This window comes from Idiomarina sp. Sol25 (genome assembly GCF_033052775.1).
Lineage (GTDB): Bacteria > Pseudomonadota > Gammaproteobacteria > Enterobacterales > Alteromonadaceae > Idiomarina.
In genome coordinates, this window is sequence record NZ_JAUPEW010000077.1 from 1 (window position 1) to 318 (window position 318).

Annotated in this window: 1 protein-coding gene; it reads left to right on the top strand. The window is 61.6% G+C overall.

The features are described from left to right. Window positions 1-102: 102 nt before the first annotated feature. Window positions 103-318 (top strand): NAD-binding protein (locus Q5L94_RS13540; RefSeq protein WP_317498883.1); only part of this gene is annotated, 216 nt, incomplete at its 3' end.

Genomic DNA, 318 nt, shown 5'->3' on the forward strand with positions numbered 1-318 from the left:
CTCATATTCCGTTTTTCGTCGCTAAAGGATCCGGGCTATCACTGGTGCCAACGTGGTGAAACTCCCGTCAAAAGACGCGTGATTACAGCGAAAGGGCGAAATATGCAAAAGCGCCGGAACAATAGCTTCGCCGTGATAGGCCTCGGCACCTTCGGCACGACGGTCGCGTCGGAACTGGCGCGGTTCGGCAATCACGTGCTGGGCATCGACACGGTGGAGCGGAACGTGTCGCGCGTAGCCGAGACGCTCGCGGAGGCCGTGATCGCCGACGGGCGCGATGAACAGGCGCTGCGCGAGGCGGGCGTGGGCAATTACGAC